Here is a 22663-nt window from a genome sequence, read left to right on the forward strand (position 1 = left end):
GCAGTTTCATGACAGAATTGTAAGACATATTGTCATGAAGCTGTCATTTCTTTCGCTTATACTTAAGCGTAGGAGGAAATACATATGGAATTGTTAAAGGTAGAGCATGTAAGTAAAATTTATGGGGCGAAAGAAACGCAGGTAAAGGCATTGGATGATGTTTCTTTTACGGTAGAAAAAGGAGAATTTGTGGCAATTGTTGGCCCAAGTGGCTCAGGTAAGTCTACGCTGCTGCATATTCTTGGCGGTGTGGATCGTCCGACAAGTGGTCAGGTAATCTTAGATGGTAATGCGATGTATCAGATGGATGAAGATGGATTGGCTATTTTTCGACGTCGTCAGATTGGCCTTATCTATCAGTTTTATAACCTGATTCCGGTATTGAATGTGAAAGAAAATATTACTTTGCCTTTGTTGTTGGATCAGCGAAAAGTAAATGAAGATTACTTTCAGAAATTGGTACAGCAACTCGGTTTGCAGGATCGTTTAAATTATTTGCCCAATCAATTATCAGGAGGACAGCAGCAGCGCGTATCTATCTGCCGTGCCATCATGGCATCACCGGCTGTCGTTTTAGCGGATGAGCCAACAGGAAATCTCGATCGTAAGAACAGCGAAGAAATTGTCGGGTTATTAAAACAGCTGCATCTAGAACAAAAACAGACGCTGATCATGATTACGCATGATGAAAGTATTGCCCTGCAGGCAGATCGCATCTTGCAAATAGAGGATGGTAAGATTGTCAAAGACGAGGTGATACGGCGATGAAGGTAGAATATCGCGTCACTTTGGAAAGCATGCGGCGCAATCGCAGAAGAACTAGAATTACCATCTTCGGAGTTGTGCTTTGTATCGCGATGCTATCCGCAATTGCGACCATGATGACTTCATATCGCAGTGCCATGATCGAAGGTGTAATCGCACGCAATGGCTTTTATCATTATAGCTTTAATGAGATATCTTCATCGGATGTTCAAAGGCTGCAAGCAAATCAAGATGTTGCACAAGTTGCCATTACCTATGCGGATAAAGCACGATATGGAACAAAGGATGACAATGCAGAAATGCAGACTACCATTCAGATAAATGGTGTAAAAGAAAAAGACTTAGCGTTAAAAGGCAATGCATTGATTCAAGGAAGCTATCCTAGCAATGCACATGAAATTTTAGTCAGTGAGCAATTTCTTAAAAAATATGAGAAAGCGATTGGTGATCCTATTACTTTACGCATTGGCGATTATCCAAAGCAGCATTGGCAAACCAAACAGCAACAAGACTATCGCATTAGCGGTGTAATCAAAAGCTGGTGGGATGATGTAGGCTATATGAACACCATTGTGGCCTATGATACACAACAAGAAGCTTTGCATAAGAATAACTTATCCGCCTATCTCTGCTTGGACTCTTTGCGGCATAAAGAGGATAAAATAGCACGCATTCAAAGCCAACTGCATACAGAATATGGTAGCAATACCAATCATGACCTGCTGCAGTTTTATGAAATTACCGATTCAGAGTTTATGAAAACGATGTTGATTGCAGGCAGTATCATGGCCACTTTGATCTTATTAGGCGGAGGCTCTCTGATTTATAATGCATTTGCCATATCATTAAGTGAGAGAACCAGATATTTAGGTATGTTATCCAGCGTTGGAGCGACGCGAAAACAGAAAAAACGCTCAGTACGCTTTGAGGCTTTCGTCATCGGATGTATTGCCTTACCGATTGGTTTATGCTTAGGAATCGGCGGGGATGCTATTGCCTTTCATTTGTTTGACGGCCTCATACGTTCATCCAGTTCTTCTGATCTGGATTTAAAAGTTGTGGTGAACTGGCAGATTCTGTTACTAATCGTTATGTTTACCATTGTACTATTGCTTTTTTCATCCTGGTTACCGGCAAGGAGAGCTTCCCGTATTTCGGCAGTTACGGCAATACGTCAGAATAGTGATGTACGCATACGTAAAAAGGATGTTAAAGTAAGCCGTATCACACAAAGATTGTTTGGCTTTGAAGGTACTCTTGCAATGAAAAACATGAAGCGCAATCCTTTCCGTTATCGTGCAACGTTGTTATCGTTTATCATTTGTATGGTTTTATTTCTTAGTGCCATCACCTTGATGGGACTTGTGCAGACGACTATCTTGATGAGCATACGTACCAATGCAGATGTTACCTTAAACATCTATAACAACACCGATGACCAATTGCCTTATAAACCTTATGAGGAAGCAAAGTTGTCTGCGTATAAACAAGTGCGTTATGCAGATCATGCGACATTGACCTTAGAAAGTTTTTTGAAATTAAACGATAGTCGCTACCTAAGTAAGGCGGGAAAAGAACAATTACAAAACTATGAAAAAAATATAGATGTCAATACCAACTTTCACGAGAGCAGTCTATCATTCCTTGATATCTATGGTTTACAGGATGAAGAATTAAAAGCCTATTGTAAACAAGTAGGGGTCGATATAGAAAAACTGAAGCAGCATCAGGGGATGATCTTAGTAAATGCTCCAGTAAAAGATGCTTATAAAACAAAGCATATCGATTGGCTAAAGGTTGCAAAAGGCAGTCACTTATCAGCGGAATTTGATAAGAAAGAGGATCCTTATAAAGCCTATGAAGATGGAGATGATATACCAGACGTTTTGCCAACACCGGTCTTAAAACATGCCGTGTATATTGAAAAAGTGACGCAGCTAACGCCAGACTTTCTTGAGGCAGCTTATAATAATCCAACAAGCTATCTGATAACATCCTTTGATGCTGTGAATGCCTTAGCAAGTACGCTTGATAAAAAAGGTGGAAATGCGCATGCTACCTGTATGATCTACTATCGCAGCATGCATCCAAATGAATTACAGGATGAACTTAGCAAGCAGCAGTCAATGAATATGTATGTAAATAATGTTGCCAAAGATAATGAAAAAACAAAAAGTTTAAGCTTAGTAATCTCCTTATTTCTTTATAGCTTTGTCGGTTTATTGATTTTAGTTTCTATTACCAATATCATCAACACGATAGCTACTAGCATGCAGTTAAGAAGAAGAGAATTCGCAATGTTGAAATCCATCGGCATGACAAAAAAACAGTTTCATCGTATGATTGGTTATGAAAGTATCTTTTATGGTTTCAAGACATGTTTGTATGGACTTCCTATCGCCTTTTTGATCATGGTAATCTTATCAAAAACTTTTTCTTTAAGTTTTGAAAATAAGCTCTATATTCCATGGTTGGGAATTGGTATCACGATTTTCGTGTTGTTCCTATTATTGATCTTAATCATGTTCTTCTCTATTAAAAGAAGTGAGCAGGAAAATATCATCGAAACGATACGACAGGAAAGTATCTAAGGTAAAAAACGGTTGAGGAAGACCGTTTTTTTCAGGAATGGAAAACGGGTAGCGGCAATGGTATAATAAGAGTAACGATGCAGGAGGCAAGGTTATGCAAAATTATGTTATGGCAATTGATCAAGGAACAACCAGTACTAGAGCCATCCTTTTTGATCAGCAAAGCAATATCATCGGAATTGCTCAAAAGGAATTGGAAAATTACTATCCTCATCCTGGTTGGGTAGAACAGAATGCAAATGATATTTGGGCAAGTACAGTAGGGGTCATGTTTGAGGTATTGGCAAAAACAGGTATCAAAGATACACAAATTGCGGCAATCGGTATCACAAATCAAAGAGAAACAACTGTTGTCTGGGATAAGGAAAGCGGACAGCCCATCTATTTTGCCATTGTATGGCAATCTCGGCAAAGCGATTCTTATTGTGAAGCATTCAAAGCCCAAGGCTTAGAAGAAATGATCAAGGAAAAGACGGGATTATTGTTAGATCCGTATTTTTCTGCCAGTAAGATTCGTTTTATCTTAGATCATGTTGCGGGGGCTCAGGAAAGGGCAGAACGTGGTGAACTGCTGTTTGGGACGATGGATACATGGTTGTTGTGGAAACTGAGCCAAGGGGCAAAGCATATGAGTGATGTGTCGAATGCATCACGAACGATGTTAATGAATTTAAAAACTTTGGATTATGATGAAGAATTGTTAAAACTGTGGAACATTCCAAGATGCATGTTACCGGAAATTCATGATACCAGTGAAGTCTATGGCTATACCAGTGGATTATTTGATCATCCGATTCCGATTGCGGCTTTGGTTGGCGATCAGCAGGCAGCTTTATTTGGTCAGACTTGTTTTGATGCGGGTAATGTTAAGAATACGTATGGTACCGGATGTTTCCTGCTTATGAATACGAAGGAGAAAATTATCCACTCTCAACATGGCCTGTTAACATGTGTAGGCTGGCGTATTAGGGGGCAAACCGCTTATGTTTTAGAAGGTAGCGTGTTTGTGGCCGGAGCTGCTATTCAGTGGCTAAGAGATGGTTTGGCTATCATTTCCAGCAGCAGTGAAAGTGAAAGCAGAGCCAAGCAAGTAAATGATTGTGATGGTGTTTATGTAGTGCCTTCCTTTACCGGGTTAGGTGCGCCTTATTGGAAGCCACAGGTAAAAGGGGGCATCTTAGGATTAACCAGAGGCACAAAGCAAGAGCATATCATACGTGCTACCATAGAATCTTTAGCTTATCAAACCAGTGATGTCGTATTTGCTATGCAAGAGGACAGTGGTTTAGCCATTAAAAAGATGCAGGTAGATGGCGGTGCTAGTCGTAATGATTTCCTCTTACAATTTCAAAGTGATATTCTAAATACGCAAGTAATTCGTTCAACCATCAGTGAAACGACCGCATTAGGAGCGGCTTATCTGGCAGGTTTAGCCGTCGGTGTTTGGAAACATCAGGATGATATCCGTAAGCAATTTCAAGTTGCCAGCATTTTTGAACCGATGATGGAGGAAGAAAACCGCATTGCTCATTTAAACGGCTGGAAGCGAGCAATCCATGCGATTATGGAGTTTTAAATAACTGCGGCAAGCAATTTGCAAAAGATAAAATCACAGGGTCATCACGACATACAAGAAAATGGTAATTTTTGCTTGTGAAAATGTTAGTAAATCAATTGACGTATATCCTTACCTTTGTTAAAATATCTTTGGTAAAGAGGGAATATTTCTTCTAAGTCGTAATGAACGATTTACCAGAAAGAGAAAAGGAGATAATGAACATGAAAAAACTGACAGTATTACTGGCAGCATTGTTTATGCTGACGGCGTGCGGTAGCAGCGAAGAAGCAAAAACGGGATCTGCCGAAACAGCAAAAGATGCCAAAGGTGATTATGCAAGTGCTAAAATCACAGTAAAAGGCGATGCAGTTGAGTCTATTACATTAGATGAGACAAAGGATGGCAAATCAAAAAAAGAGCTTGGTGCTAACTACAACATGAAGCCACACAGCAAAATCAAAAAAGAATGGAATGAACAGGTAGAATACTTGGAAAAGTACATTGTTAAAAACGGTATCGATAAGGTCGAATTAACAGATCAAGGCTACCCTAAAAATGACGATGTATTGGCAGGATGCACCATCAACATCACAAATCTGATGCAAGCAGCTAAAGATGCAGAAGCTGCAGCAAAGAAATAAACAACCGACAGATAGTACAGTTCTCATAAAACTGGACTATCTGTTTTTTTAACGAATTCATAATGTTATCTTTATGCGTAAACTAAAACAATGCCTAGGTTTATAGTTTTATGGTAGTAGCGCATATGGCAGGATGTATGGTTGCACAAAAAGCGGTAACACTAAAATTAAGCAGAAAGGATGCGAAAGAATGAAAAAAATAACAGTGTTACTGCTTGGTGTATGCATGCTGTTGAGCGGTTGTGCAAAAAGCGAGCAGAAAGAGGGAACAGGAACTTATACAAATGCAAACGGGGAAACGACAACGGCTAAAGTAACTTTAAAAGATGGTAAAATCAGTAAGGTTTCCATTGATGAAACCGCGAAAGACAAAGACAAGACAAAAAAAGAACTTGGCGCTGACTATCATATGAAAACAGCAAGCGGTATTGGCAAAGAATGGAATGAACAAGTGAAATTCTTTGAAAACTACGTAGCTAAACATGGTATTGAAAAGTTGGAATTAAAAGATAATGGAAAGGCAGCTAACGCAGATGTTATCAGCGGCTGCACCATTAGTGTTGAAGGGTTTGTAAAAGCAATCGCCGATGCTAAGGCAAATGCTAAATAAAAAGTGATGCTCCTATATTTGTATAGGGCATCACTTTTTTCAAGCATGGAAGTTTATTTCTTATTGATTCTGGCATTCGCAATAACGATGACATCGCCCGAATTTAAAGTTACTGTTTCACTATTTAGATTATATTCCTGGCATAAGGATAGTCATTAAAATAAGAGTTTTCATACACGTAATAGGAAGCTGTGTCTTTATATTCATTACTGGATGGTTTTAATATGTGATAAAGGAATTCAATAAAAGGAATTTCATAGGATGATTTGATATATAATAAGTGATTTTCTTTTTTATCCATGTTCTACCTGCATATTCTGCATCATTTTTAAGCGTTATTTAGAATGGTACAGTCTATTAAGGGCAATCTATACGATGATAATCATAAACAGCTGTACAAAAAGCGATTGCAAATGTGAAATCTTATGAGTATAATATAAAATAATGGAGGAATTTATGAACAAAGCAGATAAGATATTTATTGGACTCATCGTAGTAATTTCATGCTTGTTGTATGTCCCTTCGTTATGGTATGCCTATCAGAATCAAGGCAGCGTGAAAGAAGTCGTCGTCAGTTATAAAGATAAAGTGGTATTACAAAAACGTTTGTCATTAGATCATGTATATGAAGTAAAAGGTACATTAGGACCTGTAAAGGTAGAAGTAAAGGATGAAAAAGTGCGGGTGGAAAAAGAAACATCCCCTTATCATCTTTGTTCTATCCAAGGATGGGTGGATGACGTTAATCGTCCAATCGTCTGTCTGCCGAATAATATTGTTGTAGAGATACGTTCTGCATCTGATGAGGAAGCAGACATAGATACGGTGATTCAATGATGAGCAAAACTAAGAAAATGACGACTATTACCATGTTGATTGCTATCAGCATCTTATTTCACATGATTGAATCGATGATACCCATTCCTGTTCCTATTCCAGGTTTTAAGCTGGGCTTAGCGAATATCGTTGGTTTGATAGCCTTGTACTTGTTTGATGAAAAAGTCATGTTGGAAGTAAATCTGATGCGTGTTTTATTGGCATCTTTATTGCGAGGTGTGCTATTTGGGACAGGTTTTTGGTTGTCCCTGTGTGGAACGTTATTAAGCTGTGTTGCATGCATTATCGCAAAGCGGTATACACCGATGAGCATTTATGGTGTCAGTGTCGCCGGCAGTAGTTTTCATGCTATTGGACAAGTCATCGCGATTACGTATATATATCAGCAATTTTTTATGCAGGCCATTCTGCCTGTCTTAATTTTGCTTGGTATACCAACCGGCTTATGTATGGCATTGCTTGCTAATCAAGTGTTAATACGATTACAAAGGTAAAAAAGGAGGACATAAAGATGGAAACATTTGTATATAGACCAAAGGGAGTATGCTCACAGCAAATGACATTTACCATGGATGGCGATATTATTCGTGACGTTAAGATCGTTGGTGGCTGTGCCGGCAATTTACTGGGAATTTCCCGCATTTTGAAAGATAAAAAGATCAGTGAAGTTATGGAGGCTTTCCATGGAGTGCGCTGTGGCATGAAGGCGACCTCATGTCCAGATCAGATTGCGACGGCTTTGCAGGCATATGCAAAGCAGCACAATATGGATATTTAACAAGAAACCTTTAACCATGACAGGCACATGACGCCTGTTTTTTTGTACACGAAGGGGTGAGAAAATGAAAACTATAAAATTTTTATGGACGTATATGCGTCCTTATCGTTATCAACTATTGTTATTGGTAGTGGATGTGGCATTGTATGCATTGTGTATGTTGCTAGCACCTTTGTTAATATCCTTTGTAGTAGATAATGTGATTCAGGGAGTACCATTTGACAATGCGTTTCTGCAAAATCTAGTTGATGCTTTTGGGGGTATGCAGGTGTTGCAGGATAATTTATGGATTTGGTCTTGTATGATCGTGGCAGCTTACATCATCGTTGCGCTTGCCATCAATCGACGCAGTTTGCATAGTGGCAACGTGGCAGAAACACTGGCTTTAAATATTCGTAACGCCATGTATGATCATTTGCAAAAACTGCCTTTTGCCTATCATAAAAGCCGTGACAGCGGTGACTTGATACAGCGCAGCACTTCTGATATTGAAACCATTCGCCGCTTTTTTGCGACCCAGCTATCCGAGATGTTGTTTGCTATTTTAAATGCGACCATTGCTGCGTTGATCTTATTTCGCCGCAGTGTAAAACTAACCTTATTGTCGATTTGTTTAATTCCTTTTATTCTGTTAGCCAGTAATATCTTCTTTTCAAAAGCTAAGAAGATCTTTTTAGAGTGTGATTTGGCGGAAAGTACAATGACGACAGTATTGCAGGAAAATCTCAATGGTGTTCGTGTTGTAAAAGCATTTCATCAGGAAAAACGAGAGATTGCTAAATTTTCATCCAGCAATGAAGCATTCGCCAAAAAATATTTTGATTTGATGCATGCACTTGCATTATTTTGGAGCAGTACCGATTTGTTAGGACAGCTGCAGATCCTTTTGATGATTGCTGGAGGTATCTTCATGGCTTTGCAAGGAGAAATCACGACCGGTACGTTCTTTGTCTTTTTAATGTATGAATCTACCATTGTTTGGCCACTTCGACAGCTTGGACGTATCTTATCTGATTTAGGTAAGGTGAGTGTTTCTGTGAAACGTGTGCAGGAAGTATTGGAGGAGCCATGTGAAGATCTTGTCAGTGGTTATACGCCCGAAATTCATGGTAACATTCAATTTGAGCATGTAAGCTTTCGCTATGCAGATGGCGCGCAGGATACCTTAAAGGATATCAGTTTTACAATACCAAAAGGCAGTCGGGTTGCCATCATGGGACCTACGGGAAGCGGTAAATCTTCCTTGGTGCAGCTATTAAGTGGTATCTATGCATACCATGAAGGAAGCATTCGCATTGATGGTGTGGAATTAAGGGAAATTTCTAAGAACTGGCTGCGTCGTCATGTTCAGATTGTTTTACAGGAGCCATTCTTGTTTTCCAAAACAATCTATGAAAATATTCATGTGGCATCAGAAAAAGCAAGCCACAGTGATGTGCATAAGGCTGCCAGTATGGCAAGTATCCATAAGGATATCGAACAGTTTGATGAAGGCTATGAAACCATGGTAGGGGAAAAAGGTGTTACCTTATCCGGGGGACAGAAACAACGTGTTGCCATTGCCCGCTGCTTGTTGGCAAAAAGTCCCATCATCATCCTCGATGATTCGCTTTCTGCTTTGGATACACAAACCGATCGCATGATTCAAGAAGCTCTGGATGATTATCAGCAGGAACTCACTATGCTGATGATTACCCATCGTATTTCTTCTGCAAAAAAAGCAGATTTCATCATTGTGTTGGAGGATGGTCAAATCACACAGCAGGGAACGCATGCCCAACTCATCCAACAAGAAGGTCTTTATAAACGTATTTATGAATTGCAAAATGAAGGAGGTGAAAGCGATGGAGATGAAAGAACAAGAATTCAAAAGTGATGTGTTTGATGCGCATACATGGAAATATGTGTTTCAGCTCTTATGGAAGCATAAAAAACATTTAGTTTTCTTAATCCTATTTAATATCGCCTTGGCTATCAGCGATGTCATCATGCCCATGTTAAATCGTCATGCCATCAATACGTATGTCGATGATGCACATAGTGCCGCAGGTTTAGGCAATTTTATAGCAATCTATGCCGCCATGATCATCCTGCAATGTCTGTTAGTTTATCTCTTCTTTCGATTTGCGGCAAGAGTTGAAAGTGATTATGGAAAGCAGTTGCGCCTGCTTTGTTTTGAAAAGCTGCAAAACCAAACCTTTTCTTATTTTGATAAAACAGCCAATGGCTGGCTGATGGCAAGAATTACTTCCGATACGGCCCGTTTGGCTGAAACGTTAGCTTGGGCTTTTGTCGATGTGGTATGGGGCATTTTTGTGATGATTGGTATTAGTATCGTCATGCTGATCGTGAATTGGCAAATGGCCTTAGCGGTATTGATCATGGTGCCGCTATTATGGCTAATATCACTATATTTTCAAAGAAGGATATTAAAGGCACAGCGATTGTCTAGAAAAGCGAATTCCAAGATAACAGCCGCTTTTGCCGAAGGCATTAACGGTGCGCAGACAACGAAGACCTTGGCAATTGAAGAACAGAACTTTCGCGAATTTCAAACAAAGACAGCGGATATGAAACGTTACAGCATGTCTGCCTTGCGTATCAATGCTATCTTTCAACCTGTCGTATATTTATGCAGTGCTTTAGTGATCGCTATGCTGCTTTATATCGGTGGACAGCAAGTTTTATTGCATACGATTCAGTTTGGTACCTTAGCGATGTTTATCAATTATGCTCAATTATTTTTTGATCCGTTGAAACAAATTGCCAGAGTCTTGGCAGAAATTCAAATGGCACAAGCCAGTGCGGAACGTGTCGTTGCCTTGTTAGAAGAACCAATTGCGATACAGGATAAAGAAAGCGTCAGAAAGATTTATGGAACGTTGTTGGATGAGCATAAAGAAGCGTATGAACCATTGTTAGGAGATGTAGCTTTTCATCATGTGAGTTTTGCTTATCTTCCAAATGAGCCCATCTTAAAGGACTTTAATTTAGAGGTAAAACAAGGGCAGATGGTAGCCCTTGTCGGGGAAACCGGTTCGGGGAAAAGTACGATTGTGAATTTGCTTTGTCGTTTTTATGAACCGAAAGAAGGCTATATTGCTATTGATGGTCATGATTATCGCGACCGCAGCGTTGGCTGGCTGCATTCTCATATCGGATATGTGCTGCAGACACCGAATTTATTCTCAGGAACGATTGCCGATAATATTCGCTATGGCCGACCGGAAGCAAGCGATGCCGAAGTGATTGCTGTTGCAAAACAAATCCATGCCCATGAATTTATCATGAAGATGGAAAAAGGCTATGAAAGTCAGGTGGGGGAAGGCGGCGATTTATTATCGACCGGACAAAAGCAATTGATTAGTTTTGCCAGAGCTATTTTGGCTAATCCAAGTATTGTTATTCTTGATGAAGCCACTAGTTCTATTGACACAGAAAGTGAAAAAGCTATCCAACATGCGATTACAAAGCTATTAGAAAAGCGCACCAGTTTTGTTGTTGCCCATCGTTTATCGACCATTGTGCATGCGGACATCATTGTTGTCTTGTCCCATGGTCGCATTATTGAGCAGGGCACCCATGCGGAATTGATGGCACTGCGAGGGCACTATCATAAACTATATACTGTTCAATACCAAGAAGAGAAAGAGCGTGTATTGCTTCATAGAGAGGATGGCTTGGCTACCTAAAATATAAAAGTCGTTGCTGTTTTGTAGCAGAAACGACTTTTTTGCGTGAAGTATTATAACGATCAAAGGATTTAAAGATAGCGCTTGCCTCTCATTATCCTTGATTATGAAAGCACATGGATTGCGGTGAAAGCTACAAAAGAAGCCAATATCCATGAGGAAGCAAATGATTATTTTGAATTTTTGAATCATATAGTATCATAAAATTGTATCATTTTGCGTTATCAAACAAGGCGCTAGAATGCTTTTTTGACTGACAGCAAGCGCAAGGTATGTTATAATTTAAGACGTAAAAATATGAGGTGAGAGGACTATGCAAAGAATTGCGAAATTTCATAAAGTAAGCTTTCAACAATTTGAAAAGGACTGGAAAGACACCTTTGCTGGCAGTAACAGTGTTGAAATTCAGAATATCTATGACACGTTAAGGCTGCCACAACGAGCAACAGCAGGTTCTGCCGGCTATGATTTTTATGCTCCTATCAGTTTCACCCTACATCCTAGGGAAACGATTAAGATTCCAACAGGAATACGTGCTGAAATGCAGGAAGGATGGGTTTTATCTTTATATCCAAGAAGTTCGCTGGGGTTTAAATATCGTCTGCAATTAAACAATACCGTTGGTATCGTAGATAGCGATTATTTTTATTCAGATAATGAAGGACATATTTTCGCGAAAATAACCAATGATGCTAAGGAAGATAAAACCTTGTATATGAAACAAGGAGAAGGATTTTTACAGGGAATCTTCTTGCCATTTGGTATTACAGAGGATGATGAGGTCGCAGCAAAACGTAATGGAGGCTTTGGTAGTACCAATACACAATAAGCAGCAGGTAAGCATATCTGTTGTTTTTTTATTGAATTTGGTAGTTTAGGTATAAAAAAGGCTAGACTTGTATTACAAGATGAAAAAAGGTAAAATTATTTTAGGCAAATAACGCAATATTATTTTTACATAAGAAGCAGAAAGGCAGTACAGTATGAGAAACCTCATGTAGATAGCTTTCATCACTTTTTTATGCATCCTTTGTATCGGATGTAGTACACATATACCATCCACTACAGATAAAAAAGAGCGAGCAGCGTATCCTATGGCCCATTTTCCTAAAGCATATAAATTGGAAGACAAGGTAAAAGCCAAATTAGAACTATATGCCATGCTAGATCAGCGACTGGCTCCCATTATTGAGCATCCGCAGACATATCCTGCAATTTTATTTCAAATGTTGTATGTGAATTTTGAAACACTTGGCTTTGTCGCCAATTATCCCCAGCAAAAGGATAAAGTGATATCGGATACGATTGGTCAAGTAACAAAAGGGGAAATACCACTTTTATTACAGTGGGATAAACGTTGGGGATATGGTCAGTATGGAGATGCTTTTTTAGGAGCTACCGGTTGTGGACCTACTGCTTTAACGATGGTGATAGCAGGTTTAACGAATAGAACGGATATCACGCCGTATACGGATGCTCAGTATGCTAAAAAACATCATTATTATGTGAATGGCATTGGCAGTAGTTGGGATTTGATTAGTGAAGGCGGTAGTGCTTTTGGAGTGAAGGCACATGTTATGGGTACGGATAAAGGTAGTATTTATTTACGTTTAAAACAAGGATATCCTATTATCTGTAGTATGGGCAAAGGTGTGTTCACAACAAATGGGCATTACATTGTGTTAAGCGGTATTGAAAAAGGAAAAATCAAAGTAAAGGATCCTAACAGCATCATTCGCAGCAATGTCCTTTGGGATTTTGAAACTTTTGATGATCAAATAGAAGCATGCTGGTATTTTAGTAAAAAGTAAAGTTCTTAGAAAATTGTAACGATTTTACTCAATCACAGACAAATAGGAAGTTTAAAATCATCCATCAATGATTTCTTACTTCCTTTTTTTCTTTTTAAATATGTGTACTCACTATTGTCATAGTTCTTTACTTATAGGTAATACTTAGTATTAAATTAAATTTAGTATTTGACAATACCAAGTAGTAGGTATATCATAATAGTAGGAGGTGATGCCAGTGAACACCCAGTTTAAGAAAGGGGTATTGGAACTGATCGTCTTATTGTCGGTTTATAAAAAAGACATGTATGGCTATGAATTGGTATCTGAGGTCAGCAAGGTAATAGATGTTAATGAAGGAACAATCTATCCTTTGTTAAAACGTTTGACCAATGAACATTACTTTGAAACATATCTGGTAGAATCGAGCGAAGGACCTCCGCGCAAATATTATCGCATCACAAGCTTAGGAAAAGAACGTGGAAGATTATTGCTTAAAGAGTGGAATGCCTTCCATGAAACCGTGAATAACTTTATTAAGGAGAGTGAAACGTATGACGAAAGATGAGTTTCTTCGCATTTTAGACCGTAAACTACAGGTCATTAATGAACGCGAACGCAGAGATATCATAGATGAATATCGCACGCATATTGAAATGAAGGTACAGGAAGGGAAAACGGAAGCTGAGGCAATTGAAGATTTTGGGGATATTGATGAATTGGTGAATGAAATTCTGGATGCTTATAAAATCAATACCAAACAAGTGAATAACAGTTTTGATCATAAGTTTAACAGCTTTATGGATGATTTGTTTGAAGGCTTCCAACGTTTCTTAGGATCATTTACATCCTTAGATGTTGAAGATGTTGTGCGTTTGGTTTTTGAAATATTAACGATTTTAATTTTATTGCTTATTTTACGTATTCCGTTTGCGTTGGTATCAAGTTTAGGTTATGAACTCTTACATTCATTGATCGGCTTTGGAATAGGTAATGTATTAGCACATATTTGGGAATTGATCATCAGTATTGCTTATATTGTACTGTTTATTGTTGTTTTCGTTAATCTGATTGGCAAACGTGTACAACGTTACCGTCAAAAAAATCCTAATAGTAAATCAGTCTTTGATGATTTTAAAGATAGTGTGCATAAAATGAATCGCTCACATGCCCAAGACACCATCTATGATGAAACAAAAGATGCTAGTTATCAGAAAGAACAGTATCAAGAACATCCTTATCAGAAACAAGAGGACAAAGAACAAGCTGAATTTGAACAAGATCAATATCAATCCGTTCATCGGGAAAGTGATAGTATAGGTGAAGGCGTTGGCAGTCTGGTTTCTGTGCTTATGAAAATTTTCTTCTGTTTGATGATGATACCAGTCATCGGTATCATGGTGGGATTATGTTGTGCCCTTGGCGCAATGGTCATCTTAAGTTTAGAAGGACTGACCTTGTTTGGCGCTTACTTCATCGTTATCGGTGGTATTATTTTAGTAAGTGCCTTCCTTACTGCCATGTATCGTGTATTATGGAAAAGGGGGTAATGAAATGAAACGTTTTCTAGTATCCTTTATCATTGGGATGACATTATTAGCTGCGGGTGTCACTACGTTAATCTTTGAATTACGTGATTTTCGTTTTGTTGATGCAAGTAGCGAGGAAATTGAACAAAATTCATTGAGTGATGAAATCACCATTGGCAAGGAAGATGTAAAACTGTATTTTGACGATGGTATGTCTTATGATATTCATATTGATGATACGGTAAAAGACAACGTCATCCAACTGAATTATGCAGAAACGATTGCATTTCGCAATGAACGAACTTCTTTGTATTTCAGCTATGCCGATCATGCGCATATTACATCCTTTCATGAGGGATGGGAAACTTTTCAAAAGGTCATTGATGGTTTGAAAAAGCATGAAATTTACAGTTTTGATGCTTGCTTTGCAATTCGCATCACATGCAATGAAGCGACACGGAAACATTTGCAATTTTACCAGAATTAAAAATGTTCATAGCGTATGAAATAAAAAAAAGACGAGGAGGTATTGAGATGAGGAGCACTGTACGATCATAGGTAACATAAAAAGAAATGAAGAAAGGACCTATGAACATGACAAAATTTCTTGAACATAAAGATATTTACCTACGACCTCAGCAAGAGGAAGATGCAGCTTTCTTTTATACTTGGAATAACGATGCACTTACGCGTGGGAAGATCGGAGAAAAACGCAGTAAAAGCTTGTTGCAAATACAGCAAAGTTTAAACAAGCAGCGAAGTGACAGTATCTGGTTTAGCGTGGTGAAAAAAGATAGCGATGAAGTGATTGGAGAAACCGGCTTTTTGCGGATGGATCCGGATAATGGTTGCAGTGATTTTTCTATCATCCTTCCCTATGCTGCCCAGCAACATAAAGGCTATGGAAAGCAAGTTGTGGAATTGATGTTTGCATATGCCTTTGGCTATCTTCATTTGCATCGTTTGGCAATCGGTGTCGTTGATTTCAACACAGAAGCCTTACAATTTTATAAACGGGTTGGTTTTCAACAGGAAGGCATCTATGAAGAAAGCTATTATTATGATTTCAAATATCATGATTTTATCATGATGCGCATCTTAAAACAGGAATATCTAAGATTATATCAAGCAGAATGCAAGAGCAGAACATGAGACGTTCTGCTTTTTTTTGGCTGACAATATCGTTTAACGATATTATACTAAAAATGAAGGGAATATCGTTAAACGATATTGGAGGTGAGAACATGCCGAAGAAACAGTTGGATACATTAACGGAACCGATGTATTATACACTGATTGCGTTAATGACACCAAAATGCGGTATTGAAATCACAGAATTTGTAAGAGATTTAACACAAGGGCGTGTCCGTTTAGTTCCCGGTACACTGTATGCTATTTTATCAAAGTTTGAAAGTGAAGAGCTGATTGATGAAGTCATGCTGGAAGGGCGTAAACGTATTTATCAGATTACCGAGAAAGGAAAAGTGATGCTGATGGAAGAACATCAGCGTCTAGAGACAATGCTAAAAGAAGGAGAAATTGGTTTAAAGTTGCAGAAAGGAGATTCCTTATGAAAACTCGCTATGCTTTTTTGTATTTCAATATTTGTGAATATAAGGTATTAGAAACCTACTTACGCCAGATGGCAAAAAAAGGTTGGGCATTAGATTCCATATTTGGCTATATTTTTATCTTCACTAAGAAAAAACAGCCCAAGCATACATATTATGTTGACTTTAATATGAGCCGTGATGCAAGCAAGAATGCGCAGTTTCACGATATGATTGAAGAATATGGCTATGCGTATGTTGCCGGAAACAGTTTGTTGAGTGTTTTTGGCAGTGATGAGGATATGGAAATACCAATCCGTGGTGATGATGAAATAACATATCAACAATTGAACAAAGCAGGAAGATGGCTGAATTGGGGAAATCTTATAGTTGGTTTGCTTTAGATCATCATCGGCTTGCTAAGTGTTTTTCAGTATTATGATCATGTTGTATACAGGATTAGTTTAATGAGCGTCGGTTTTACACAGATATTAATTGGCATGATCTGGTTGAGTGTAAGTTATCCTTTTATTCAATGGCGAATGTTTAAAAAAACGTCCTTTACCTTGTGGAGCATACAGCTGCGATCCTATTTTGTAATCTTATGTACATGTGCTTTCTTTTGTACGTTGCTTCTTTTTTTACCAATAGTTGTCTTTTGCAGCATACTTATTTTATTAAGCTTACTGCTTTTATTAAAATCGCTATGGGAAGCTTCTGGAAAACGTTTGTCACGCATATTTGCGGCATTGTTTGCTCTTATTCTCACTTGTGTGTTAATGGGCAGCAATCTTATCTCTGCTTATTATAAAGCACGTGCGAACACAACCTTAGAGGCAATGAACACGATGGTGAAAGAGTATATGGTAGAGCAGGGATATCAATATGAGCCAGGTATGACATTGACAGATAATTCCATTATTTTTTCGCAAAAAGAAAGTAGTTTTATGGCACAAGAGAAAACATGGCTGACTCGTTTGTATCTGCTTGAGCATAGTTTATGGAAAGAAGATGTTCGTAAAGATATTTTAGATCAATTAGGTGCAGATGCACCACATTTGCAGAAAGAACAGCTAGGGGATATGCAAATATATAAGAATGCAGATACTGCAATTTATGTAAAAGGTGATTTCATCGTTTATACGTATAGTGAAGAACAAAAAGAACTATCAAATGAATTTGTGCAAGCATTGTTTGCGGAAGCTGTAAAGAAAAGTGGTTAATGTAAATTTGTTTCAGAAATAAAATGCAAAATAATGTAAATAATACTTGAAAAGTATGTAACATCATGTTATAGTATAGACAAGATTTAATACTAAATCTGCGAAATGCTTTTTATAAAAGATTTCCTAACGAATGAACGTGTCAGTTCATCCTCCTTATTTATAAACTTTCCTAATTACCGATTTACCATTCTTTTGTAAAAAGTATCATAAAAGCTGCTGACAGGCAGCTTTTTTCAAGTTATTCATATTAAAAGCACGAATATTCTTTTTCATGTTCCTTATTTACATGCTGCATATTCGCTTTTTATATTGTTTTACATAAAAAATGTAAGAAAAACAAGTTAACTATTTGTATGACTGCGTAAATCTTGGTATAATAATTTCGATTGCGCTTGAATAAGCAAGAAGGGTGAAAAAGATGAAAGTGAAACATATTTTGCTGTTTGTAAGTGTCGTATTGTTAGATCAGCTTAGCAAATGGCTACTTGATATAAATATGCAGATAGGAGATAGTATAACGTTGATTCCGGGATTTTTCCGTATTACGTATTTGCATAATACGGGGGCAGCTTGGAGCATGTTTGAAGGGAAAATGGGATTTTTCATGATTGTGACAGTCATTGCTCTCATTGTGATGGGATATTTCTATTATTGTGCGGAGAAAAAGGATGCGTTAACAAAGTATGGATTAGTCTTAATGATGGCAGGTACTCTTGGGAATTTTATTGACCGCCTATGTTTCCAGCATGTACGTGATTTCTTAGACTTTGTAATCTTAGGATATGATTTTCCTGTATTTAATGTGGCCGATATCGCATTGTGCGTCGGAGTCTTTTTGATTCTGGTATCTGTCTTTTTAGAGGAGCGTTTTGGAGGTGTGAAAAAATGCGAGAAATAGATGTAATCGTAACAGAAGAAGAGGCTTTTCAACGCATTGATAAATATATTAGTGAAAAGGAAGATGATTTATCACGTAGTCGTGTTCAGCAGCTGTTGCAAGAGGGCATTGTCTGTGTGAATGGTAATGCTTGTAAGGCAAATTACAAAATAAAACCTAAAGATCATATAACGGCAGTATTTTGTGATGAGATAGAAATGGAAGCGAAACCTGAACAGATGGATTTGGATATTCGTTATGAAGACCATGATGTAATTGTCATCAATAAGCCAAAAGGTATGGTCGTTCATCCGGCAGTAGGCAATCAGACGGGAACATTAGTCAATGGATTGCTGTATCATTGTAAAGATTTATCCGGTATAAATGGTGTCTTGCGCCCCGGTATTGTCCATCGTATCGATAAGGATACAACAGGGCTATTGATTGTCGCCAAAAATGATAAAGCACATACAGCTTTAAGTAAGCAGCTTCAAAATAAAACGGTAAATCGTCTGTATTATGCGCTTGTTCATGGCGTTATTGAACATGATTTTGGTACGATTGATGCACCGATTGGAAGAGATGTGAAGGATCGCCAGAAAATGGCAGTAACGGCCACCAATGCCAAGGATGCTCGTACCCATTTTAAGGTCATAGAGCGTTTTGCCCACTATACACTTGTGGAATGCCGATTAGAAACAGGTAGAACACATCAAATACGTGTCCACATGCAATACATTAAGCATCCGGTTGTCGGTGATGAGAAATACTCATATCGTAAAACTATGCAAACACAAGGACAGCTATTACATGCCCATCAATTGACCTTTGTTCATCCTACAACGAATGAGAAAATAACAGTTGAAGCAGAACTTCCTAAACAGTTCGCGGACATTTTAGAAGAACTGCGCAGTCAACAGAGGTGAGGATATGGAGATTTCCAAATATGATATTTATGCTTATCAGATCATGCATTATCTGATTACGGCATATCAATATCAAGTTGTGCGCGTGGATCAGTATAAAGAAGATCTGTGGCTGGCTAATCCAAAACAGGAACAGTATCCAGTGATTCGCATCAGCTCACAGCGTATGGAAAAAGTAGATGAAAATATTGCCTATCTGCGTAATGTACATCGTAAGATATTAGATATGATTCATCGCGAAGGACATCTTCTTTTATTGAATACATGTCCGGATTGTTTCTTATTGGATAATCCTTTTATAAAACAGATTCGTGTTGGCCCTCATAGTGTCAGTGATATTATGATCTTACAAACGTTTCGCAATCTGGCAGAGGTCGTGCACGATGTAGAAGATCCTAAAGAAGAAATGGCGCGGTTGGCACGTTCAATAGAAGAAACCCAAATTCTTCAACAAAAAAAGTTCATTGCGAAAGTCAAGCGTTCCTTGCGTCCGGATATCACGATTACGGTCATGGCTTTTTGTGTGCTATATGCGCTTGTTAATTATATCATCAGTATGGCTACAAAGGGCAGTATCGCTTCATGGATTGCCGCGGGTGCGTATTATAAGATGAATGTGGTCGCGGCACATGAATATTGGCGTTTATTAAGCGCTGGCTTTTTACATGCAGATATCATTGTTTTGTTATTTTCCATGTATGCGTTATATCAAATAGGAAAACTGTGTGAACCATTGTTTACTAAAGGACAATATCTCGCGGTATTGATCGGTTCTATTTTCACTGGTTATGTCTGTATGTTGATTGGCAATGGCAATGCTATCGCTTATGGCATCAGTTCAGGTATCTGGGGCATTAGTGGGGCTTATATTGCAAGTGTTTTCGGGAATGGCAGCTATCATTTGCCAATGATACGTTATATGGTTTTGAAGGTTCTGCTGTTCGATATATTTGTCTGGTTACTGCCGGGCATGTCCTTTTTAGGAAATCTGGGGGGGATGGTGTTTGGTATGGTCATAACAATGTCTTTTGTTAAAAATAAAAAATGGCCAAAATTACGCACACATGCGAAAGCAGCTACCTCTTTATTATTTGTGAGTTTATGTGTGCTAGGGCTTTCCATTCAAACGGTAACACCATTGCAGCCGGAGATGGACCAAGAAATTATTCAAATCTTTACACATACACCTATGGATGGCTATGCACGGTATTTAAAGTCGTGTTATAATAAACAATATAGATTGGAGTAATGGTTATGAAAAGAATGGACGTATTAAGTTGGGATGAGTATTTTATGGGTTTGGCACATTTGAGTGCTATGCGTAGCAAAGATCCCAGCACACAAGTTGGCGCTGTGATTGTCAGCGGCGAACATCGCGTTGTAAGCATTGGTTATAATGGCTTTCCTAATGGATGTAGTGATGATGAATTTCCCTGGGATCGGGAAGGAGACTTTGGTGCTACTAAGTATCCTTATGTCGTTCATGCGGAATTAAACGCTATTCTGAATAGTAAAAATGATTTGCGTGGCTGTAGCATTTATGTATCTTTATTCCCATGTAATGAATGTGCAAAAGCAATCATTCAAAGCGGAATCAGCCGCATTGTTTATGAATCCGATAAATATGCGGATACCGATGCGACCATTGCCAGCAAACGGATGTTGCGAGCTGCTGGAGTGGAATTATATCAGTTGCCATATCGTATACAGATGCAGGTGCAAAAAGAGGAAAACGAATAAAGGTATTTAAAGAAACGTGATGATAAGTCACGTTTTTTTTTAAAAGAATAGGAAAATAACAGTATCTTTAGAAATGAATCCGTATGCCCATAGGGAAGGAGAATGGATTTCTTATTATTCTTATAAATATTATTAATTTGATACAAATGCATTGACAGATGGTATAAGATAGCATATGATAAAGGTGAAGAAAGGGAATGAGCAATTCTCTTAGAAAGGAGTCTTCTTATGAAAGCATCCGTAAGAAAACAAGTGAAGGCTCTGGAAGAAGAAGGCAAACGCTATGACCTTTACAAGTATGCGAAAAGTTATAATATTGGTCGTATTGTGCTTGCAATCCTTTTAGTGGCATTCCTTATCGCTGCCCATATTTGGCATTTCTAATCACTACACTACAGTTAACGCTGTAGTTTTTTTCTGGCTCGTGGAAAGATTATGGAAGATATTGTCGTTAGAAGACATCGGCTGTTTTATTGCGTAGGATTGGTGTGAAAAAGCTTTTAGGCGGATAACAGAAAAGAACCTCCTTCACTGGTTTATCCAGTGTAGGAGGTTCCTAGCAAAACTTTATAAATAATCAGGGAACGCTTTTTTGGTATTCGCAAAATGAAGTTTCCCGACATTTGCCAATTCTGCTTTTCCATATTGTTTTACAAAAGCACGTATTGCCTGATCCACTTTACTTCCAGCTCCTTTGACAAAGGGAAATTCATAATGTTGACACATAGCATCAAATGCCTGTAAAAAAGCGTAACGGGCAATGATGGAACCGGCAGCAACACTGAGATACTTATTTTCGGCCTTTGTTTCAAAATGGATAGTATGCACCACTTCCTCTACATCGTGTAAATAACGATAATAAGATTTCGCCTGTACAAATTGATCAATGATGCATAAGGAAGGAAGACTGCCTAGTTTTCTTCGTAAGTGTACATATGCTTGATTATGCAGTCTTGATTTAATAGCTACCATATTGTATTGGGGATGGATAGCATTATATTTGGCGTTATCTAATACTAAAAGACTATAGGTTAAACGTTCACATAAGATAGGGCCTAATTCACGAATACGTTCATCCGTAACGGCTTTGGAATCCTGTATGCCAAGCTCACGTAAAAAAGGAACATCCTCTTTTTTTACATAGGTTGCACAAACCGTGATAGGTCCAAAATAATCTCCGGTACCGACTTCATCACTGCCACACTGCGGATACCATTCGGTATGGGGATTTTGTGGTTGATCGGATGGTTGCGAGGACTTTTTATCGTATGCATCTGCATAAAAGTCAGCACCCTCTCCTTGAAACTCGACTTTTCCTGATGTATATGCCGTAATGATACAGTCACTTGTTTTTATCTGAAATTGGGCATAAGGAGGAGTCTTACGTTTTTCACCTTTTTCTAATTGTTTCGCTAAAGCCTTTATTTGTGCATCTGACATCGTAATGGTCCTAGTACTCATGAAAATCACTCCTTCTCATAGTATTCTTTATTTTACCATGGAGCAATTATGAAGAAAAGCAGAAGTTTTAACAAATCTGTTTCATAAAGAAT

Annotated in this window: 25 protein-coding genes; 24 read left to right on the forward strand and 1 reads right to left on the reverse strand. The window is 38.3% G+C overall.

Annotation, left to right across the window (positions count from 1 at the left end; translation table 11 throughout):
* Nucleotides 1-84: 84 nt before the first annotated feature.
* The 24 genes from LI241_RS04230 (at nt 85) to LI241_RS04345 (ending at nt 21494) form a co-directional block, all read left to right on the forward strand.
* Nucleotides 85-768 carry an ABC transporter ATP-binding protein gene (locus LI241_RS04230; RefSeq protein ID WP_008688897.1) on the forward strand — a complete coding sequence of 228 codons (684 nt, stop codon included), beginning with the start codon at nt 85-87 and terminating at the stop codon, nt 766-768.
* The gene (locus tag LI241_RS04235; protein WP_008688896.1) at nt 765-3356 is read left to right on the forward strand and encodes an ABC transporter permease; all 2592 of its coding nucleotides are present in this window, start codon (nt 765-767) and stop codon (nt 3354-3356) included. The genes LI241_RS04230 and LI241_RS04235 overlap by 4 nt, the downstream gene beginning before the upstream one ends.
* A gap of 94 nt (nt 3357-3450) precedes the next feature.
* Complete coding sequence (gene glpK / locus LI241_RS04240; RefSeq protein ID WP_008688895.1) at nt 3451-4932, forward strand: glycerol kinase GlpK; 1482 nt, start codon at nt 3451-3453, stop codon at nt 4930-4932.
* A gap of 203 nt (nt 4933-5135) precedes the next feature.
* On the forward strand, nt 5136-5555 hold the full coding sequence (locus LI241_RS04245) for a hypothetical protein (protein WP_008688894.1): 420 nt from the start codon (nt 5136-5138) through the stop codon (nt 5553-5555).
* A gap of 190 nt (nt 5556-5745) precedes the next feature.
* Nucleotides 5746-6165, forward strand: a complete 420-nt coding sequence (locus LI241_RS04250) for an FMN-binding protein (RefSeq protein WP_008688893.1) — start codon at nt 5746-5748, stop codon at nt 6163-6165.
* A 456-nt stretch (nt 6166-6621) separates the two neighbouring features.
* On the forward strand, nt 6622-7002 hold the full coding sequence (locus LI241_RS04255; RefSeq protein ID WP_008688891.1) for a NusG domain II-containing protein: 381 nt from the start codon (nt 6622-6624) through the stop codon (nt 7000-7002).
* The gene (locus tag LI241_RS04260; RefSeq protein ID WP_017144630.1) at nt 7002-7496 is read left to right on the forward strand and encodes a Gx transporter family protein; all 495 of its coding nucleotides are present in this window, start codon (nt 7002-7004) and stop codon (nt 7494-7496) included. The genes LI241_RS04255 and LI241_RS04260 overlap by 1 nt, the downstream gene beginning before the upstream one ends.
* 17 nt (nt 7497-7513) lie before the next feature.
* Nucleotides 7514-7780 (forward strand): TIGR03905 family TSCPD domain-containing protein, encoded by a 267-nt coding sequence (locus LI241_RS04265; protein ID WP_008688889.1) that lies wholly within the window; start codon nt 7514-7516, stop codon nt 7778-7780.
* A gap of 64 nt (nt 7781-7844) precedes the next feature.
* Nucleotides 7845-9656 carry an ABC transporter ATP-binding protein gene (locus LI241_RS04270; RefSeq protein ID WP_227151026.1) on the forward strand — a complete coding sequence of 604 codons (1812 nt, stop codon included), beginning with the start codon at nt 7845-7847 and terminating at the stop codon, nt 9654-9656.
* Nucleotides 9625-11472, forward strand: coding sequence for an ABC transporter ATP-binding protein (locus LI241_RS04275; protein WP_008688884.1), 1848 nt, complete (start codon nt 9625-9627; stop codon nt 11470-11472). Before LI241_RS04270 ends, LI241_RS04275 begins: the two co-directional genes overlap by 32 nt.
* 313 nt (nt 11473-11785) lie before the next feature.
* Nucleotides 11786-12301 (forward strand): deoxyuridine 5'-triphosphate nucleotidohydrolase, encoded by a 516-nt coding sequence (locus LI241_RS04280; RefSeq protein ID WP_008688883.1) that lies wholly within the window; start codon nt 11786-11788, stop codon nt 12299-12301.
* 265 nt (nt 12302-12566) lie between these two features.
* Entirely contained in the window at nt 12567-13283 is a 717-nt protein-coding gene (locus LI241_RS04285; protein ID WP_008688882.1) for a C39 family peptidase, read from the forward strand.
* Between the two features lie 217 nt (nt 13284-13500).
* Complete coding sequence (locus LI241_RS04290) at nt 13501-13830, forward strand: PadR family transcriptional regulator (RefSeq protein ID WP_008979005.1); 330 nt, start codon at nt 13501-13503, stop codon at nt 13828-13830.
* Nucleotides 13817-14812, forward strand: coding sequence for a DUF1700 domain-containing protein (locus tag LI241_RS04295; protein ID WP_008688880.1), 996 nt, complete (start codon nt 13817-13819; stop codon nt 14810-14812). Before LI241_RS04290 ends, LI241_RS04295 begins: the two co-directional genes overlap by 14 nt.
* Nucleotides 14813-14816: 4 nt before the next feature.
* Nucleotides 14817-15278: a hypothetical protein gene (locus LI241_RS04300; RefSeq protein WP_008688879.1), complete on the forward strand. Its 462-nt coding sequence runs from the start codon at nt 14817-14819 to the stop codon at nt 15276-15278.
* Nucleotides 15279-15385: 107 nt separating this feature from the next.
* Nucleotides 15386-15943 carry a GNAT family N-acetyltransferase gene (locus LI241_RS04305; RefSeq protein ID WP_008688878.1) on the forward strand — a complete coding sequence of 186 codons (558 nt, stop codon included), beginning with the start codon at nt 15386-15388 and terminating at the stop codon, nt 15941-15943.
* A 92-nt stretch (nt 15944-16035) separates the two neighbouring features.
* Nucleotides 16036-16365, forward strand: a complete 330-nt coding sequence (locus LI241_RS04310) for a PadR family transcriptional regulator (protein WP_008688877.1) — start codon at nt 16036-16038, stop codon at nt 16363-16365.
* A complete protein-coding gene (locus LI241_RS04315) occupies nt 16362-16745 on the forward strand; it encodes a DUF2812 domain-containing protein (protein ID WP_008688875.1) in 384 nt (127 codons plus the stop codon). Before LI241_RS04310 ends, LI241_RS04315 begins: the two co-directional genes overlap by 4 nt.
* 63 nt (nt 16746-16808) lie before the next feature.
* Nucleotides 16809-17564, forward strand: a complete 756-nt coding sequence (locus LI241_RS04320; RefSeq protein WP_008688874.1) for a hypothetical protein — start codon at nt 16809-16811, stop codon at nt 17562-17564.
* A gap of 421 nt (nt 17565-17985) precedes the next feature.
* Nucleotides 17986-18465, forward strand: a complete 480-nt coding sequence (gene lspA, locus LI241_RS04325) for a signal peptidase II (RefSeq protein ID WP_008688872.1) — start codon at nt 17986-17988, stop codon at nt 18463-18465.
* On the forward strand, nt 18453-19370 hold the full coding sequence (locus LI241_RS04330) for an RluA family pseudouridine synthase (RefSeq protein ID WP_008688870.1): 918 nt from the start codon (nt 18453-18455) through the stop codon (nt 19368-19370). The genes lspA and LI241_RS04330 overlap by 13 nt, the downstream gene beginning before the upstream one ends.
* A gap of 4 nt (nt 19371-19374) precedes the next feature.
* Entirely contained in the window at nt 19375-20619 is a 1245-nt protein-coding gene (locus LI241_RS04335; RefSeq protein ID WP_008688869.1) for a rhomboid family intramembrane serine protease, read from the forward strand.
* 5 nt (nt 20620-20624) lie between these two features.
* On the forward strand, nt 20625-21110 hold the full coding sequence (locus LI241_RS04340) for a dCMP deaminase family protein (protein WP_008688867.1): 486 nt from the start codon (nt 20625-20627) through the stop codon (nt 21108-21110).
* Between the two features lie 228 nt (nt 21111-21338).
* Nucleotides 21339-21494: a hypothetical protein gene (locus tag LI241_RS04345; RefSeq protein ID WP_008688865.1), complete on the forward strand. Its 156-nt coding sequence runs from the start codon at nt 21339-21341 to the stop codon at nt 21492-21494.
* A gap of 183 nt (nt 21495-21677) precedes the next feature.
* Here LI241_RS04345 and rnhC read toward each other — a convergent pair whose 3' ends face one another.
* Entirely contained in the window at nt 21678-22571 is an 894-nt protein-coding gene (gene rnhC, locus LI241_RS04350; RefSeq protein ID WP_008688863.1) for a ribonuclease HIII, read from the reverse strand.
* Nucleotides 22572-22663 lie beyond the last annotated feature (92 nt).

Origin of the sequence: Longicatena sp. 210702-DFI.1.196, from assembly GCF_020563125.1 — a bacterium.
In the GTDB taxonomy this organism is placed as follows: Bacteria; Bacillota_I; Bacilli_A; order Erysipelotrichales; family Erysipelotrichaceae; genus Longicatena; species Longicatena caecimuris.